This is a genomic window from Lyngbya sp. CCY1209 (assembly GCF_035615495.1).
Lineage (GTDB): Bacteria > Cyanobacteriota > Cyanobacteriia > Cyanobacteriales > Microcoleaceae > Limnospira.
Window position 1 is genome coordinate 1 of the sequence record NZ_JAJENU010000047.1, and the last position, 1,665, is coordinate 1,665.

Here is a 1,665-nt window from a genome sequence, read left to right on the forward strand (position 1 = left end):
GGGGGGGATGGGGGCTGGGGGGGTCGAAAACATTAATATATATAGCAACTGACAAGGGGGTTATATCAAATCCGGTTGAATGCCCGGAACAAAACGGGTTGGATATCAGGCCCGCTTGGGAATGAATTCCCTTTTCTTATAGCCAAAATCCTCGCTTTGTGGATTGGGGAGATTATGCGGGTAAATAACCGGATCTGATATGAGGACACGATTACTCCGAACGAGTCCACTTAAGTGGACTTTTGCTGTGAGCCTTGAAATTCATTTCAAGGCGGGTGTAAAATTGGCATATCTGTCCCAACCGTTCTGTCGAACGCTATATATAGCAATGTGCAACCATTTGTAAAATTTTCTAGCCCCCAAACCCCCAATTCTGGGGACTTTCACCGGATCGAATTTTCACGAATCATTTCACACTGCTATATATAAAAAAAACGATGGTGACAACGATATCTAATCTCGCCGAAGCGCAAACAGAGACACTATTAAAAATTGAGAATTTGCAGGTACATTTCCCGGTGACGGGGGGGCTGTTCCGACGGCGACAAGTGGGGGCAGTGCGGGCGGTGGACGGGCTTAATTTCGAGATCCGGCGGGGGGAGACGCTGAGTTTGGTGGGGGAGTCGGGGTGCGGTAAAAGTACCACCGGGCGGGCTATTTTACATTTGGAAAAGCCGACGGGGGGGCGGGTTTATTTTGAGGGCGTGGATCTAACAAATTTGGAAGGAGAAGAACTGCGGAAAAAGCGCCGCAAAATGCAGATGATTTTCCAAGATCCCTACGCTTCCCTAAATCCCCGGATGACGGTAGGAAAGATTGTCGGGGAATCGCTGGAAGTTCACGGGTTGGGGAGGGGAATAAGTGCGAAAAATCGAGTTCGTGAATTGTTAGATTTGGTGGGATTGAACCCCAAGTTTGTCAACCGCTATCCCCACGAGTTTTCCGGGGGTCAGAGACAGCGGATCGCGATCGCCCGCGCCTTGGCGGTCAACCCGGATTTTCTCGTCTGCGACGAACCGATCGCCTCCTTGGATGTCTCCATTCAAGCCCAGGTAGTGAACTTGATGCGATCGCTCCAAAAACGCCTCAATTTGACCTATTTATTTATCGCCCACGATTTGAGCGTCGTCCGCCACATTTCGACGCGGGTGGCGGTGATGTATTTGGGTCAAATTGTCGAACTCGGCGATCGCAATTCCATCTACGAAAATCCCCTCCACCCCTACACCAAAGCCCTACTGTCGGCGGTGCCCATTCCCGACCCAGAAATTGAGGCGAAACGGGAGCGAATTTTCCTGACTGGGGACGTTCCGAGTCCCGTATTTCCCCCGTCCGGCTGTCGGTTTCACACCCGCTGTCCCTTCGCGGAGGAACGCTGTAAAATCGAGGAACCCCAATTTCGAGAAATCACCCCCGGACATGGGGTTTCCTGTCACTTGGTTGAATCAAACAGACTTTAGAAAAAAGCTGTAGGGGCAAGCCTCTGCGCTTGCCCAAATAAATGAAAAAAAGCTGTAGGGGCAAGCCTCTGCGCTTGCCTTTAGAAAAAAGCTGTAGGGGCAAGCCTCTGCGCTTGCCCAAATAAATGAAAAAAGCTGTAGGGGCAAGCCTCTGCGCTTGCCCAAATGAATGAAAAAAAGCTGTAGGGGCAAGCCTCTGCGCTTG

General features: G+C 50.8%; 1 protein-coding gene. It reads left to right on the plus strand.

Translation table 11 applies throughout. The features are described from left to right. The first annotated feature begins 437 nt into the window (after positions 1-437). Positions 438-1,460 (plus strand): dipeptide ABC transporter ATP-binding protein, encoded by a 1,023-nt coding sequence (locus LKE08_RS00235; protein ID WP_324702186.1) that lies wholly within the window; start codon positions 438-440, stop codon positions 1,458-1,460. Positions 1,461-1,665: the final 205 nt, after the last annotated feature.

Bases quoted from the DNA above. Each gene is read 5' to 3' on its own strand.
- LKE08_RS00235 (WP_324702186.1), top strand. From the start codon at position 438: ATGGTGACAACGATATCTAATCTCGCCGAAGCGCAAACAGAGACACTA.